14 protein-coding genes and 1 tRNA gene are annotated in these 14,506 nt (G+C 33.7%); 4 read left to right on the forward strand and 11 right to left on the reverse strand.

The genetic code is table 11. From position 1 onward, the window contains the following. Window positions 1–388: 388 nt before the first annotated feature. Window positions 389–955 carry a recombinase family protein gene (locus tag ACQKIM_RS20970; protein ID WP_427547764.1) on the reverse strand — a complete coding sequence of 189 codons (567 nt, stop codon included), beginning with the start codon at window positions 953–955 and terminating at the stop codon, window positions 389–391. Between the two features lie 211 nt (window positions 956–1,166). On the opposite strand from ACQKIM_RS20970, the gene ACQKIM_RS20975 reads away from it, so the two are divergent. After that, window positions 1,167–2,867: a DUF262 domain-containing protein gene (locus tag ACQKIM_RS20975; RefSeq protein WP_427547766.1), complete on the forward strand. Its 1,701-nt coding sequence runs from the start codon at window positions 1,167–1,169 to the stop codon at window positions 2,865–2,867. A 386-nt stretch (window positions 2,868–3,253) separates the two neighbouring features. Continuing rightward, a complete protein-coding gene (locus ACQKIM_RS20980) occupies window positions 3,254–4,120 on the forward strand; it encodes a hypothetical protein (RefSeq protein ID WP_427547767.1) in 867 nt (288 codons plus the stop codon). A gap of 559 nt (window positions 4,121–4,679) precedes the next feature. On the opposite strand, the gene ACQKIM_RS20985 is transcribed toward ACQKIM_RS20980, so the two are convergent. From ACQKIM_RS20985 to ACQKIM_RS21010, 6 genes are all read right to left on the reverse strand, one after another. Then, complete coding sequence (locus ACQKIM_RS20985) at window positions 4,680–6,146, reverse strand: DEAD/DEAH box helicase family protein (protein WP_427547769.1); 1,467 nt, start codon at window positions 6,144–6,146, stop codon at window positions 4,680–4,682. A 130-nt stretch (window positions 6,147–6,276) separates the two neighbouring features. Further along, window positions 6,277–7,335: a hypothetical protein gene (locus ACQKIM_RS20990; RefSeq protein ID WP_427547770.1), complete on the reverse strand. Its 1,059-nt coding sequence runs from the start codon at window positions 7,333–7,335 to the stop codon at window positions 6,277–6,279. Window positions 7,336–7,431: 96 nt separating this feature from the next. Next, window positions 7,432–7,776, reverse strand: a complete 345-nt coding sequence (locus tag ACQKIM_RS20995; protein ID WP_427547772.1) for a hypothetical protein — start codon at window positions 7,774–7,776, stop codon at window positions 7,432–7,434. An 83-nt stretch (window positions 7,777–7,859) separates the two neighbouring features. Next, window positions 7,860–8,171, reverse strand: coding sequence for a hypothetical protein (locus tag ACQKIM_RS21000; RefSeq protein ID WP_427547774.1), 312 nt, complete (start codon window positions 8,169–8,171; stop codon window positions 7,860–7,862). 218 nt (window positions 8,172–8,389) lie between these two features. Continuing rightward, window positions 8,390–9,370, reverse strand: coding sequence for a tyrosine-type recombinase/integrase (locus tag ACQKIM_RS21005; protein ID WP_427547776.1), 981 nt, complete (start codon window positions 9,368–9,370; stop codon window positions 8,390–8,392). Window positions 9,371–9,535: 165 nt separating this feature from the next. After that, window positions 9,536–9,609: transfer RNA gene (locus tag ACQKIM_RS21010), tRNA-Arg, on the reverse strand. Between the two features lie 218 nt (window positions 9,610–9,827). On the opposite strand from ACQKIM_RS21010, the gene ACQKIM_RS21015 reads away from it, so the two are divergent. Beyond that, entirely contained in the window at window positions 9,828–10,574 is a 747-nt protein-coding gene (locus ACQKIM_RS21015) for an SDR family NAD(P)-dependent oxidoreductase (RefSeq protein WP_427547778.1), read from the forward strand. 111 nt (window positions 10,575–10,685) lie between these two features. Next, window positions 10,686–11,306: a hypothetical protein gene (locus tag ACQKIM_RS21020; RefSeq protein WP_427547814.1), complete on the forward strand. Its 621-nt coding sequence runs from the start codon at window positions 10,686–10,688 to the stop codon at window positions 11,304–11,306. Window positions 11,307–11,340: 34 nt separating this feature from the next. Here ACQKIM_RS21020 and ACQKIM_RS21025 read toward each other — a convergent pair whose 3' ends face one another. From ACQKIM_RS21025 to ACQKIM_RS21040, 4 genes are all read right to left on the reverse strand, one after another. Next, window positions 11,341–12,036, reverse strand: a complete 696-nt coding sequence (locus ACQKIM_RS21025; protein WP_427547780.1) for a YqjF family protein — start codon at window positions 12,034–12,036, stop codon at window positions 11,341–11,343. A 60-nt stretch (window positions 12,037–12,096) separates the two neighbouring features. Further along, window positions 12,097–12,261 carry a DUF2639 domain-containing protein gene (locus ACQKIM_RS21030; RefSeq protein WP_427547782.1) on the reverse strand — a complete coding sequence of 55 codons (165 nt, stop codon included), beginning with the start codon at window positions 12,259–12,261 and terminating at the stop codon, window positions 12,097–12,099. Window positions 12,262–12,371: 110 nt separating this feature from the next. Beyond that, window positions 12,372–13,832: a protein adenylyltransferase SelO gene (locus tag ACQKIM_RS21035; protein ID WP_427547783.1), complete on the reverse strand. Its 1,461-nt coding sequence runs from the start codon at window positions 13,830–13,832 to the stop codon at window positions 12,372–12,374. A 159-nt stretch (window positions 13,833–13,991) separates the two neighbouring features. Continuing rightward, complete coding sequence (locus tag ACQKIM_RS21040; protein ID WP_427547785.1) at window positions 13,992–14,498, reverse strand: metallophosphoesterase; 507 nt, start codon at window positions 14,496–14,498, stop codon at window positions 13,992–13,994. Window positions 14,499–14,506: the final 8 nt, after the last annotated feature.

Here is a 14,506-nt window from a genome sequence, read left to right on the forward strand (position 1 = left end):
TTGGTGGCTTTCCACGTATTCCTGCATTTTTTCTGTTGAAATCGGTGAAAACCATTGTTCAAATGATGTTTTTCGTGTAATCTTATCCATGAGATTGGTCCTTTTTATTGGATTTGGATAGGTTACTACCACCAAACCATTATAAAGGACTTTTTTGTGCTTACATGTAATTACAGAAAATTATGATTAATTTGAATGAGGCATTATTTTAATGCGATGCTAGTGAATTTAAGTAAATAATATATTTAAGATATATATTTACTTTTTCGTTATAATTAACTAGTTAGTTAATATTTCTCAAAAAATACTTCACAACATCAGAATACTTCTTATTATCTTCTTACAATATTATGATATAACTATTCAAAATAAAAGCATACAAATTAGTTTATTTTATATTTACTATTTTATATACCGTAGCCCTACCAATGCCATATTCTTTTGCAATATCAGTCGCACTTTCTCCTGATTCAAATAAAGCTTTTACACGATTCTTAGTCTTCTCATCTATTGGTGGTCTCCCTCCTACTCTTCCACGTTTTCTTGCACTCTCTAATCCTGCTTTTGTTCGCTGCTGAATAATATCACGTTCAAACTCAGCAAATACAGCTAACATACCGAACATTGCTTTACCTGTAGGAGTGGTTGTATCAAATGCATCGTGAATTGAAGCAAATTCAACTCCCTTTTCTTTCAATCGATCTGTTAGCGTATAAAGTTCTTTTGTACTTCGAGCTAATCGATCTAGTTTATATACAACAAACAAATCGCCATTTGTTGCTGCTTTTATCGCATGTTCAAGCTCAATACGCTTTTCTTTACGACTTGAAATTTTCTCCACATACAAAATAAGTTCTAATCCTTTTTCTTTAGCATAGCGTTCAATAGCTTGCTCTTGCATATCTAAATTTTGCTCTTCTGTACTTACACGACAATAACCAATAATTCTCCCCATAATTCCCCTCTATTCTATTTACTTATACGTTTTATACACCTTAAATAATAGACGAGTTTATAGACAATGACAACAAAAAAATGAAGCATAAACGTTAATTTATGCTCCGTCTTCAAAACGTCTATTAAACGATGATTAAATAGAACTCACACCATTAAATATTTTCTATATATGGTATAATTTAATAATACAATGAATAGGAGTGGAAATAATGAGTACATTAGTAGCAAATACCATTACTTTAAAAAACTATCTATATCTTTCAAATGGAATTTTAAAAATACCTTATAGTCAACGACCTTATGAATGGAGTAAAGCACAGGCAGAAAGATTATTTAATGATTTTTATTCAGTTTATGAAATCCCTAGTTCTTCTCATGTTCTAAATTTTATTACTGTATATAAGGAGAACGATGACAGTAAATATATCTATGATGGACAACAAAGAACAGTTAGTTCGTTATTGATAGTTGCCTCACTAATTAAATTATTAAAAGATATTGGGGAAGGAGATTCAGCAAGTAAATTTGTTGAAAAATATTTAGCTAGCCCTGATGAATTTGATGATAGAACTTTTACATATAAACTAGTATTTGAAAAAAACAGCTCTCAGAATGTATTTAATAATTATATTGTATATGGTAAAAACATTCCCGATACTGTTGAGCTAACAGATTATGAGAAAGCTTTAAAAACTAATTACGAATTATTTTACAACCTATTTAAAGAAAAATTGGGAACTTCCCCTTCTGCAAGTAATATTAAATTAGTCTTAAAAAACATTTTAGAAAATATAATTTTAATTCTTATAGAAACTTCTAGTGAAGATGTTGCAATCAAGATGTTCGATAGTTTAAATAGTACCGGAAAACAATTAGCTGACTTTTATATTTTAAAAAATTATTTAGTACAAATCTTAGGAGAAGAAGCAGTTAAAGAGAAGTGGGAAAATATAGAATCTAATACTGACGGAAAGCCAAAAAACAAGTTTTTAGTTACATATGCTAATGCTATTAATGGCAAAACATCTGAAAAAAATATTTTTAATAATCTTAAGGAATTAAAAATTTTAGAGGATAGAGGTAACTCTAGCGACTTTTTAGAAGAATTGGAAAAAGCCTCCGTCTCTTATTTATCACTTATCACTCCTTCGCTAAGAAGTACTACAGATACGAATCAAAAAACAATCTTTATGGATCAAATTAACACTTTAAACACTACTTTAAAGGCTGGTCAATATAGAAGTGTTATTTTAGCAATGGATCTTAAAGAATTCCCTCTAACTGATATCAATAGAGTCTTAAAAGAAATTATTTCATTACAATTAAGAAATATATTTATCGGGCAAGAACCAGGAAATACATTAGAACAATTCTACCCCGATTTAGCTAAGTCTATTTATACGAATGTAATTCGAGATGCTGCAACAATTATACAAAAATTAAACGCACAAATGCTTTCAGATACTCTTCTTATTGACAAGTTTAAATCGAAGCTTATAAAAACCAATAACGATAAAACAACTATTAAGTATGTTTTACGTAGTATTTACAATTTTGAACATCAAAATAGAAATCAAAATGAAATTTTAATAAATCCTGATACTTACCAAATAACTTTAGAACATATTCTTCCTGAACGTCCTGATCAAAGTAGTAATTGGGTTACACTTTTTGATGATTCAGATCGAGAAAAGTACACATTTATCATTGGTAATTTAACTTTATTACTCAGAAGCCCCAATGCAAGTGCTAGCAATAACGAATTTAGTGTAAAAGTAAATGAATACTCTCAAAGTGCTATTAGCCATAATAAAATTTTATCTCTTAAAACTTCATGGACTAAAGATACAATAGATCAGCGTACAGTAGAGTTATTCAACACATTTATAAAATTGTGGAAAAAGCAATAATGTATTTAAATTATATCTAGCAAGTAAGATATGAAATATTTTTTCTAAATAGTAACTTTTTTGTCCATATGTAGGTACTTCATGTGGACATTTTTTTGTTCCTATTTTAATAGTCAACACATTTTCTGATAAGGACTATCGTTTCTTTTGGAAATTAAGAATCTTCTCTAAGCTATAGATAGTCCGTTCCGTTATTGTTCTTCTCTATGATTTTATTCTACTTTTTATAAACTACAAACCTTATCGTCTCGTGAAAATATAACAAGACTACATGAAAGATGCTTATCTGTTATTAATACCAATAGAATATTAATAGAGTATTTCTTTGAAATCAGAACTAATATTCGTAATAATATATATATACAAATTATTTTTAGGGGGAAGTTATGGTAAAAGAAGCTTATAGTTTCCAAGTAAAAGGAAAAATTTCAGCGGAGGTAGCACACTCTAAATCACTTAAAGGTGAATTAACTGATCAGAGAGCATTTGAATGTATAGACAAACAGTGTAAAATTCAACTAACTTGTACAAAATGGGGGGAAAAAGATAAGAAACGAATATACTTCACACCTAGTTCAAGAGAAAACCTTCATATTGCTGGATGTAAAGCCTCTGGAGAAAAGGAAGAAGTTAACCTTTCTACTTTCGAAAAAAACGAAGCCAAAAAAACAGTTACTAAAAATGGCATTCTTTTATTAAAGAAAATCTTAGACCAAAATAATCAAAAGGATTCCTCTATTAAAATCGATGAAATTAATGATGTTCCAAATAATACTTCGAAAAGTACTCAATCTGCAAATAGTAAAGAAATTAGCACAGAGAGAAGTACTATTACATCCATTATGACTTTAATTAATTTACTAAATGACCCAACTTTTGATAAAAATAAGCCTTTTATGCAACTACCTGAAAAAGAAATGATTTCAATTAACGAACTGTTCGTAAATATTGATGAAATCTCTTTAATACCCCAAAATAGGCTAAGAATTTTCTATGGAAAAGTAAAAGTTTCAACATATAACACAACTGCTTTAAAAATAAACTTTATTTATTGTAATGCTGCTCCTCTTTTATTTACAAATAAAAAACTCATATTAAATAGACATTACGGAAAGCAAGCAAAAAAATGTGTAGACAAGAACGAAGAAATCTATGTTTTCTTTAGAGGATACCTGACTAACGAAAACAAGTGGAAAGCATATAACGATGAGTTTTACAAAGATCTTTATTTTTCTTTAGATAAAAATATTTAAACTATTCAATAGAGTATTTACATATCCATTGTTCTGGTTTTTTGAAGTATTTCTCTACATATCCAACTTGAATCAATACTATTTTTTCCAACATTATTAGTTCATATATTCTCATGTTTATTACGCCATTTCTATGTAATTTATGGATGGGCGATTTTGATGTCTACCTATTATTAATATCCGCACCAAATTCATCCCACCTTGAAAATTTTATTTATTTGGGGACTGAAGAAATATTCTTCGGAATTGTGTAACTTCGCTGCGCTTATTTAAACAATTTCTCGAACTATTCCTTTTGCGCTCGTCCCCAAACCACCTGTCGATTTTTATGTTTAGTCAATTTTAGTGTCCGTATATCATTTAGCTCACAACATTTTTATCCTACATTAGAAAATCACATATTGGGGACGCTGCGGTTTGCATTGTTGTATCTTCCGCTTTGCTCCAGATAAAACAATACGAAACACGCTTTTCGTCCGTCCCCAAACCCCTCGACGAGTTTTATGCTTGGTCAATTTTGGTGTCTCTATATAATAATACTCACAACATTTTTAACCACTCACTTTGGCATTTGAATAATTCTCCATGCTGTTTTATATCGTTTTCCATCCTGTTTAGCTTCATGTTGATAAACACGATAAGATGCTTCTTTAGTAGTTAACAACTCATTAATTTTCCGAAAGCTCGTTATTAGCCTACCATTGGATTTCAAATTTAATTGCTCTGCAAATACCCGTTTCTCCTTTTGGCTATAAAATATAAGCTCCTTAGAATAAGCATCTTCTAATGCCGAACGTGTTTGTGGCTCTAAATAAGCATCCATTGATACGCTTCCTTGTTTTCCAAAAAGCTCAACAATAAATTGACGATACCCGCCAGCCATTTCTTGAATTTCTTTAAGACGCTTATATTTATACTTAAAGCTATCAAAGAGAAGTTGGTTTACACCAATTTTATAAAGTCCTTTAGCGAGTGGCTCGTAGTAAACTAGCTGATAAGGATCGGGTTCACGATAAAACTCTCGATTATATTCTTCTTGGGAATGTTCTTCAAGAAACTTAGCGTGTTTCATACGAGTCGTTAAATTACTTTTGTCATAGCCTAATCGACCATTTGAACGATTCTTCACTACAAGATGCACATAATCAGCTTCTGAATCTCTTATTCGCTTTCGTCCAACACATTGAACCATCACATCAGGATCAGCTATATCTACTATAATAAAGTGCAAGTCATCATCAATAATATTTATTCCTGCATCAAGTGTTTGTGTAGTAAACAAAAATAGGTCATCAAACTTCTGATTGTTTAGTAGGTTCTCACGTTTTTCTTCATCTACATACTTATATTTACTATGACTTTTTCCACAGATGAACATACTATGCTCTTCAAACTGCTTATACAGCTCATAGCAATCATTAGCAGATTCAATAAAGATTAGAGCCTTTTCTCCATTCTCTACTCGTTTATTCAATCCATCAATTATGAGTTGATCATCTTCATAAAACTCTAAGGATTTAACATAATCATAATTAGCTGGCAGAACATATTCTTTTGGAGTAATTGATTTTCTATTATGCAAATAATCTCTAATGAACTCATTTGTAGCACTCATAAGCACTACAATTCTTTCATCTGTTCCTTCAATAATTTCATTAAGTGATAGGTCAGTGAATTTATTAAAAGAGGAATCATTTCCAAAATAATGATATTCATCACAGATGATATATTCGTACATCCATAGATCAAGCTGATTTTGACGGATAATAGCCTTCTCAAAACCTTGATATGTAATTAATTCAATCACATCATCTTTTCCTTCTGCAGCGATTTCAGCTTCAAATTGTTCTAGCGTATTGGTTCGATGAAGAAAGAACAAAATTCGCTTTCCTTTGCTTTTGGCATGATTGTAAAGCTTATTTTTTATAAAATGACTTTTACCTTTTCCTGTGCCTGCAGAAATGGTGATAATGTCTCCTCGTTGCCATTCTAAGTAGTCTTGTTGAATACATTCTGTTACATTCATCTTACTTTCCTCCAAAATAAAGAAGAGCTATTTCTAGCTCCCCTAATTAGTAGTAGCTTAATTAAACATGCTAGACAATCTACTGCACTAATTACAGCACACACCTCTTAATGCAGAAAATTCAATCTTCTTACACTACATTTGTGCTTTTAGTTTTCACTAAGATACAGTATTCTTCAAATTTATAATCATACCGATTCAAATCTTTAAGGATATTTTCAATGCGAATTATATCGGTAGTTATTTTAAAGAAAAGCTCATAATCAATTCTGCTTCCTTCTGTGAACAAATCAACTAGTTCATCTTTGATTAGCTTCAAAACAGCTTTCTTTTGGTTTTGATACTGCTCTTTTAGGCTTATTGCAATATTCTTCCAAGCTTCATCAGGATTGACACCCTTTAACTTAGCCACATTTTGATTGTGATGCTCATCTTGTGTAATGAGTCTGTCATACTCTCTTAATTCTTTTTGTTCAAGCTTTATTAGTTGCTTAAGAGCTGTTTTCTCAGTTATATCGCAAGCTTTTTCTAATGATCTCGTTAGATCTCTAATAAAGTCTTGTGTACTTTCTTTATATTTTTCAAAAGAAGTTTCAACACTTGATGGAATGATTTTGATTTGTATGCGTTTATCTTGGTGAATAAAATAACGCTCACTTAATCCAACTTCTAATTCCTCTTGGGAAAGTCTATAAGCTTTTCCTAAAGCACCTTTAGAATTAAACTCCTGAGGATAAATATTACTATTAATATATTCAAGTGTTACATACTTTACATTATGAACAGCAATATGATCCTTTTTTAAGATAGCTACTACGCTCTCAGCACTGTAATTCTCACCCATACGATGGATTTCTACATTTTCTTCACCATAAGTCTTAATTAGATACTTGAAGCTTGTAAAGAAATTATTGAAATTTTCTACTAGGTAAGCATATGCAGTTTTAAAAGGTGTGCCATATACATACATTTCTTCTGTGTACGTCTCATCTTTATTACCTTTCGTTCTGTTGTACTCACCGATTATTCGCTTTGCAAGAACTGTTGCGTATTTAAGCTCCGATTTTTGTATAACTCCCATTAAATTAAGCCTTACAGCAATGTGACGTGATCTACGATCAAATGGATCTTTACTTACATCTACAAATTTAAATAAGTCTTTATCCATGTATTCCAACTGAAATTTCATTTTCATTCTCCTCTAATTCTATAAGTTTATTTTGAAGTAAAATGGAGATTTTAATCTCTACTTCATATAAATTGAATTTGTAATAATCCCTATAAATTAAGGAAATTGTGTTGCGGCTTCAAATAACTGATTGAAATATTCTTCAACTTCCATATCAGCATATTTATTTTGAGCATCTTCAAAGAACATTTTCAAAATCTCTTCTTCGGATGCATCCATGATCATAACTGCTTCTCTCATTAGTTCATCAGTTAAATCAAGACTACGCTGCTCATCCCAATTATTAAAAATTGACTCTTTGTAACGTTCAACTAATTGAACACGATATTTTTCAACGATTTCCTGACACATTGGTGTATTTGGAATCATTAAAAACTCCTTTTGATTGCTTTCATTCACAACAACTAACTCTTTTACATTTACTTCATTAACATTTTTCATGTAATCCCTCATTTCTACCAACTTTACTTATAGGAAAAGTAGGTTTTATTATAATAAGACTCTAATTTTTTACACTACTATACTTAGTGATAAGAATTAAATTTACGTTTTGATAATACTAGATCAAATGCAGCTTTTGCATAGCTCATCTCTTCTTCATCTAAACGTTCTTTAGCAGATTCAATTAAATCTCCTAATAATTGAACTTTTGAAGCTCGTTCATAATAATTACGTTCATCCATTAACTTAGAGATTCTTTCATCAAAAAACTCATCTCTAGTTTCTGTCCGTAGCAACCTATTGATCTTATTTTCAATATCAACAATAGCATACGCCTGATATTTCCTAATAACTTCATCTAAAAACCATTCATCCTTAATAATAAACTGTGACATTTTTTCACCGCCTGCTTTAACTTGTAAGAATATCTTACCATAACAACAAAAATCCTCAATATCAAAAAAACACAAAAATAACTATATTATGCACATATATTCTCTTTTATTCAATTAGTATAGACAACACTTATGAAATAAGTATAGCCAACGCTTATTTTTAACATTAAAAAACACCACTTTTACACAAAGGTGGTGGGTGGTGTTAAAAATACACTTTATAAATATTCTCTTAAATCCTTTGCAACCTCTTCTACATCTAAATCCAGATATTGCGTGGTAACAGCTAAATCACTGTGCCCTAAAGCTTTACTAATAATAGCAATACTCGCCCCTTTATCATGTAATCGCTTTGCATACGCTCTCCTAATAGCATGAGCATTGATGTTCTCCAATCCAAACCGCTTCGCATACTTAGTAAGCTGTTTAGAAATAGCATTGTTGGTTGCCTTCGTGTTCAGTGATGTTGCCTTAGATGAAATAAACAAATTGGAATTACTTTCACCGTAATGTTCCCTCAACTTATCATTACATTTAATAAGTACTTGGTATAGATTCACAAGCTGGTCATCAATCGGTAGCTTTAATACTTGATGGTTTTTCAGTACTGCTCCATCTAGCACCAAGCATTTATTTTCCCAGTCAATATGTCGCTCATTTAATTGTCCTAGTGTGTTAATGCGAATCCCCGTCTTGTACATCGTTAAAATGGCAGTCACATCTCTTAGACCAATGAATGTACTTGTGTCAATTAACGAAACTAGAATTGCAACATCATTGGGCTTTGCTCCCTTTTTAACCTTCTTATCTACCTTCACGTTGATTGATTGCCAAAAGTTCAAGCTCAGCCAACCATTGGTGAAACACTTGCCTAAGAACGATTTCAGAACCTTTAGGCGTGTTAGCTTTGTTTGATTCACTACCTGCATACCATCAAGCCATGAGTAAATTGTGTCTACAGTGATTTCTTCCAAATAGGTAACACCTGTACTCTTTGAGAAATTCATCAAGACTGTATCATAATCCTTGATGGTACGTGGTCTATAGCCACTAACCTCCATTTGGCTTATAATAGTTCCCACCGCTTCTGAAAAGAGCTTGTAACGAGCAGCCGTTGCCTTCTTCCCTTTAATAGAAGCGGTTAACTCTCTAGTTGTCAGTGCGAAATCCACATCAAATAATCCCGTCTTTTTTGTCATAAAAAAATCCTCCATTCAATTGAATTGGAAGATAATTTCGGTACGCTCATCACGTAATTTCTTAGGGTAATAAAAAGGGATTCTACGTCAGTGACCGAAGCCCTGACCGAATCCCTAGTTTCTCACAAATCCAATTGTATCAATGGTTTGTGACTGATTTAATTACGTCCCAGGAGGGATTCGAACCCCCGACCGACGGCTTAGAAGGCCGTTGCTCTATCCAGCTGAGCTACTGAGACATGATGTCGTTCTATATATTTCATATGAAGGACAATATTTATTATATGTACTTTAGAGGGAAATGTCAACATTAATTTTACTTTGAAGGCAAGGTTTGCCTCATAAAGTTTATTATATGAATTCAATAGTGACATTATACTATCTTTGCCTACTCTTTTTTCTAGTTATGACCGATTTTTTGCTAAAATGATGAGTAGCAAAAACGGGAGGTATGATTATGTTTAAAGAATCAGTAGTTATTGTCACGGGTGGTGTACAAGGCATTGGTAAAGGCATTGTGCTTGCGTATGCGAGACAGGGTGCTCATGTTGTCATTGCTGATGTGAACAGAGAGTTAGGTCAGCAAGTAGAGAGCGATTTGCTAGAGCAAGGGTATTCTGCGCTTTTTATTCACACCGATGTAACAAAGGAACAAGATATTATTCAGTTAATGCAAAGAACCTCTGATTATTTTGGTACTATTCATATTTTAATAAATAATGCGGGTAAGTTTCAACATAAATCTCCATTTGACGTAACATTTAAGGAATGGAATGATATGATACAAACTAATTTAACGAGTGCCTTTTTCTGTGCAAGGGAGGCTGCGAAAGTGATGAGGTCTCATGAGCACGGTGGTGCGATTGTTTCTCTGGCCTCTACTCGTGCTGAAATGTCTGAGCCTGAAACAGAGGCTTATGCGGCAACAAAGGGTGGAATTGTCGCGTTAACGCATGCTTTAGCACGGTCATTAGGTCCAGATCATATTACCGTTAATTGTATTTCACCAGGATGGATTGAAACCGGTGATTATCAGCAGCTTCGTCATGTGGATCATGTGCAGCATTTATCTGGACGTGTAGGTGTTCCTGAAGATATTGCTCAAGCCTGTCTCTATTTAACAAACCCTGCAAATAATTTTGTAACAGGCATCAATCTTACTGTCGATGGGGGTATGACAAAGAAAATGATGTATGAAGAATAATCGAATTTGCCTTCTTTCATACTCAGAACTTTTAAAGAGTATTCTACAGTAGTAGAAAAAATAAAAAGGAGTGAATGATTGTATCCTTATTCACAAGGGTTTACTCTTAGTATGCTGTATCCCGCTCCATACACTCATTATACGGCACCCATTCGCCATTTTTTAAAACCGTCAAATGATTGTCGGCGCTGTATAAGTAAAACTGAATCTGATTTTATGGCAATGAATCGACTTCTCTGGATGGAGCACGTTAATTGGACGAGGATGACAATTATCAGCATTGTTTTTAATCTGCCTGACCTTCCCTTTGTGCAACAACGATTGTTACGTAATGCGACCGACTTAGGAAATTGTCTACGTCCATTCTATGGTGATACCATTGCCGATCGTTATGCTGCATTAATTAAAGAGCATCTTATTATAGCAGCAGAATTAGTAACTGCCGCTGCTAAGGGAGATGCTAAAACAGCAGACGCTAAAGAAAAAGAATGGTATCGGAATGCAGATGAAATTGCTATATTTTTACACAGCATTAATCCTTACCTAAGTATAGAAGGTGTGCAAAAAATGTTCTATACACATTTAGCGTTAACGAAAAATGAAGCCATAACCATGATACAAAAAGATTATCAAACAGATGTAAATATTTTTGATGAAATCGAGGCTGAAGCACTTGCTATGTCAGATATGATTGCCCAAGCAATTGTCCTACAGTTTTGTTATCTCTTTTAGGAATAAAAACCAGATCTATTGACAATGATTTTTGTTAATAAATCTGGTTTTTCTGCTCAATTACAGGAGGAAAAATTTTTGCCTTCTTGCACTTTGCATAATGGACTATTGGTTGAGTTCTTTGGAGCATTTCATTTATAAAAGGAGCTAGCGTATTGCGCTCAATATTGATCTGTGCTTTTTGCAGCTGCCAAGGCAGATGATGTATATCGATACGTAATAATAAATTATTCGATTTTGTCCATGAGCAATAGCGTTCTACTAACCATTTATCAAAATTGCTGCTAGTAATTTCACTAGGTAATGGTTTATAAGAAATTCTTGCTCTTTCCTTAAAAATGTTACTATGACCTGTAAAAGAATAGTTATTCCCCTTTTGCTGTAGTGCCATTTTTGCATAACGATATTTTAAACCGCCCATTGAAGCTAATTGTGCAACAAAGTGATTTGAAACATCTAAGGTAAAAAAATAAATTCCTTTCTTCTCCTTATACGTCACATAGGTACGTATATTAAGCTGTACATAGGAATCAGTTCCAGGAAATGGAGGTAGCAATCGTAGTCGCTGTCCATTTACTTTAAAAAGCACTATACTTAACCAAGCGTTCTGTTCAAAGAGATCTAATTTTAAATCTATAGGGATATGTTGCTCTAGTATATGAGGAGGGACAGGCCAATGCAAAAATAATACATCCTGCCATGTTTGCGTTAAAATCCATGGTTTGCTCAACATCAAATCACTCCCTTCTGTAGAATCAATTCTCTCCTACAAAAGGGTAGTTCAAACATTTTATTTTTGATCCGTTTCTAGCGTTTCATTTACAACAAAGCGATAATATAAATTGCGAAGCTCAGACTCCTTAAAAAGCCCTAGATGATTTTTTAATTGTGGATGTACTAGAATTCCATGTGTACGCAACTCTTTAACAAACCAACCCTTTGAATATTTATGCATCTAATATAGTCTCCTTTAGCATTTATTCATACATAGGGTATGCGCTTAGATTCTATGAAGTGACCTTTTGACAAAATAAAAAAACGAAGGGAGCTCCCCTCGCTTTCCTCTTATGTGCCACAAAAAGTACGATATGGCTGTGTAGATGGTGCTGGTAATGCTGCGTATTGTAATTGCTCATTAGAATGCTCAAACGGCTTCGCAAGAGCCTTTAATAATTTGTCCATGACAGTGTAGTCCCCATTCTCGACTGCAGCCTCTAATGCTTCTTCCACTCGATGATTTCGTGGAATGATCGCTGGATTATGATTACGCATTAATTGCTGAGACATTTCCTTTGTTTGCGATTGCCTAGTTAATCGCTCAAGCCATTTACAATGCCATTCTTTAAATGCCGATGAGCTAAATAGCTGGGATTCATCCCATCTTTCACAGGTTAATGCAATAAATGTATTTGTATAGTCTGCTTGATATTGCTGCATCAGCTTTAACAGTACTTCAATAAGAAGCACGTCCTGCTCTTCTTCATTAAAAATTCCAAGCTTTGCTCGCATACCTGCTAGCCAGTTATCATGATACAATTGCGGATATTTTTGCAATATTTCTTGAGCTAGGTTTATTGCCTCTTCTTGATTTTCATGAATTAATGGTAATAATGTTTCAGCCAAGCGAGTTAAATTCCAGCCACCTATATTGGGCTGGTTGCCATATGCGTAACGACCTTGTCGATCGATGGAGCTGAACACTGTCGCCGGGTCATAGATATCCATAAATGCACAGGGGCCATAATCAATCGTTTCACCACTAATCGTCATGTTATCCGTGTTCATAACACCATGAATAAAGCCCACTAACTGCCATTTTGCAATAAGGGAGGCCTGCTTCCTGATAACCTCCTGAAGTAGGTATAGGTAACGATTATTAGACTGATCAGCATTTGGAAAATGTCGCTCTAATGTATAATCTGCCAACATTTTAAGCTCCTCGTCTGTTCCCCACTGTGCTGCAAATTGGAAGGTACCTACACGCAAATGACTGCTTGCTATACGAGTTAGAACAGCACCTGGAAGCTCGGATTCACGGAGAATTGTTTCACCTGTCGTTACAACAGCCAAGCTTCGTGAAGTGGGAATACCGAGTGCAAACATGGCTTCGCTCATTATATATTCACGCAGCATTGGTCCAAGTGCTGCCCTACCATCCCCACCACGAGAAAATGGCGTTCTTCCTGAGCCTTTTAGCGCGACATCAAAACGTTCATTATTCGGGGTTATTTGCTCTCCAAGCAACAGTGTTCGACCATCCCCTAGCATATTGAAATGACCAAATTGATGACCAGCATAGGCTTGTGCAATGGGATTTCCTCCAGTCGGAACCTTGTTTCCAGCAAAAATCGCCACCGCTTCTTCATTGGATAAGGTTTCTATCGTTAAACCTAATGACGTAACAACCGCTTCATTTAATTTTACCAACTTAGGGGCACTTACAGGATTAAGTGCTAGTTCCGTATAATAAATGCTAGCAAGTTGGACATAACTATTTTCAAAATTCCATCCAAATATATTTTCCATGTTCTCTCCTTTGTTGTTTTTTATATTTATTTTTTCTTAATCATTAAAATTAATTCATAGTCAATTTTACCACTAAGAAAGCCCACAAAAAATAAAGCCGCTTGCAAATAAAAAATCCGCCTTTACCAATGTAAATAAAGCGGATTTCTACAACTGTTGTTATTCATTTCGCATAAATGTATAAGAGTCTAAAAGCTGGTGATCGTCCGTAAAGAAATCAACTTTAAAAGCTGTCTGATTAATCTCCACAACGGCAAAGCTCTTCTCTTGGCGTCCACGTGGCTTTAATAAGCTCCCTGGATTTAAAAATAAAATATCATCAATCATCTCGGCTCCTAGCATATGAGAATGACCGAAACAAACTATTCGTGCGTTCACTTCTTTCGCTCGGTAGGACAATGATAGAATGGAGCTTTTTACGTTAAATAAATGACCATGGGTAGCAAAGACTTTTATATCGCCAAAATCAATAACTATTTCATCTGGAAAGGCAGGATCTATATCACAATTACCCCGTACTTTTTTCATGCCATCTAATACCTGATGGGAGAAAGGAAGCTCACTATCTCCACAATGAATCAAGATGTCAATGTTCGGGTAAAAGCCTCGAACCTTTTCAATCACGCCGCTATCACCGTGAGTATCGCTCATCACTAGTATTTGCATGGATATCA

Source organism: Lysinibacillus sp. NPDC047702 (assembly GCF_050272555.1).
GTDB lineage: Bacteria > Bacillota > Bacilli > Bacillales_A > Planococcaceae > Lysinibacillus.

Bases quoted from the DNA above. Each gene is read 5' to 3' on its own strand.
- ACQKIM_RS20970 (WP_427547764.1), bottom strand. From the start codon at position 955: ATGGGGAGAATTATTGGTTATTGTCGTGTAAGTACAGAAGAGCAAAAT.
- ACQKIM_RS20975 (WP_427547766.1), top strand. From the start codon at position 1,167: ATGAGTACATTAGTAGCAAATACCATTACTTTAAAAAACTATCTATAT.
- ACQKIM_RS20980 (WP_427547767.1), top strand. From the start codon at position 3,254: ATGGTAAAAGAAGCTTATAGTTTCCAAGTAAAAGGAAAAATTTCAGCG.
- ACQKIM_RS20985 (WP_427547769.1), bottom strand. From the start codon at position 6,146: ATGAATGTAACAGAATGTATTCAACAAGACTACTTAGAATGGCAACGA.
- ACQKIM_RS20990 (WP_427547770.1), bottom strand. From the start codon at position 7,335: ATGAAATTTCAGTTGGAATACATGGATAAAGACTTATTTAAATTTGTA.
- ACQKIM_RS20995 (WP_427547772.1), bottom strand. From the start codon at position 7,776: ATGAAAAATGTTAATGAAGTAAATGTAAAAGAGTTAGTTGTTGTGAAT.
- ACQKIM_RS21000 (WP_427547774.1), bottom strand. From the start codon at position 8,171: ATGTCACAGTTTATTATTAAGGATGAATGGTTTTTAGATGAAGTTATT.
- ACQKIM_RS21005 (WP_427547776.1), bottom strand. From the start codon at position 9,370: ATGACAAAAAAGACGGGATTATTTGATGTGGATTTCGCACTGACAACT.
- ACQKIM_RS21015 (WP_427547778.1), top strand. From the start codon at position 9,828: ATGTTTAAAGAATCAGTAGTTATTGTCACGGGTGGTGTACAAGGCATT.
- ACQKIM_RS21020 (WP_427547814.1), top strand. From the start codon at position 10,686: ATGCTGTATCCCGCTCCATACACTCATTATACGGCACCCATTCGCCAT.
- ACQKIM_RS21030 (WP_427547782.1), bottom strand. From the start codon at position 12,261: ATGCATAAATATTCAAAGGGTTGGTTTGTTAAAGAGTTGCGTACACAT.
- ACQKIM_RS21035 (WP_427547783.1), bottom strand. From the start codon at position 13,832: ATGGAAAATATATTTGGATGGAATTTTGAAAATAGTTATGTCCAACTT.
- ACQKIM_RS21040 (WP_427547785.1), bottom strand. From the start codon at position 14,498: ATGCAAATACTAGTGATGAGCGATACTCACGGTGATAGCGGCGTGATT.